The sequence below is a fragment of the Agrilactobacillus composti DSM 18527 = JCM 14202 genome, from assembly GCF_001436375.1.
Lineage (GTDB): Bacteria > Bacillota > Bacilli > Lactobacillales > Lactobacillaceae > Agrilactobacillus > Agrilactobacillus composti.
Genome location: NZ_AZGA01000038.1, coordinates 1 through 736, shown reverse-complemented (window position 1 = coordinate 736; position 736 = coordinate 1). Strand labels below are relative to the sequence as shown.

At 39.4% G+C, this 736-nt stretch carries 2 protein-coding genes; both read right to left on the bottom strand.

Going from position 1 to position 736, the window contains the following annotated elements; all coding sequences use genetic code 11:
- Positions 1-506 (bottom strand): hypothetical protein (locus FC83_RS06930; protein WP_156405575.1); only part of this gene is annotated, 506 nt, incomplete at its 3' end.
- A 28-nt stretch (positions 507-534) separates the two neighbouring features.
- On the bottom strand, positions 535-736 hold a 202-nt coding region (locus FC83_RS17210), incomplete at its 5' end, for a hypothetical protein (RefSeq protein ID WP_162260649.1).

Sequence of the window (736 nt, the reverse complement as noted above, 5' to 3'; positions counted from 1 at the left end):
TGATAGGCCGGTGATTGCCAAAGGGTCACGGGACCGTTATTTTTTACAGTAACAATATAATAGCTATGGAAAATCATCTTCCAAGGAGAATCATCATTGAAGTCCTTGCCACGATACACACCAATTTCTTTAAAAGTTATCTTGTTGGTAGGAATTCTAATCGCTTGAAAATTAGTTAGAAACATGTCTGGACCAACTTCGTATATTTCTCTGGCTAGCTTATACCAGGGATCTGCTTCGCCACCACTCCAGCTACCAGTGTAAAGTTTAGATAGTTTCCAGGTTGACAATCCTGGAACATAGGAGTCTTCAATAGGGTAACTGTTAAAATAACTCTGTTCCCCAGAAACAAGAGTTTTGTAATTATATTCGTTTAATGTTAGGAATGAAGAATCTCGAACTGGAATCACGACTTCATCGTCAGCTAATACAGGTTTCGCTGGAATCAATACGAATAACAATGCTGAAGCAACCAGCAAGATAAAGCCTAAAATTTTTTTCTTCATAATTGAATTCCTCCATAGTTTAAAAATGTCAGTTGTTTGGCATCAGGGTATTATCAAGATAGTAAGCCGGAATCCATTGATCGGCGCCGATATCAAACCAAAGCCCCGAATCGTAGGAGAAGTAAGCCTGATTGATGGTAAAAGAATCTCCAGGATTAACTTGCTGTACAGGGGTTTGATAGGCCGGTGATTGCCAAAGGGTCACGGGACCGTTATTTTTTACAGTAACA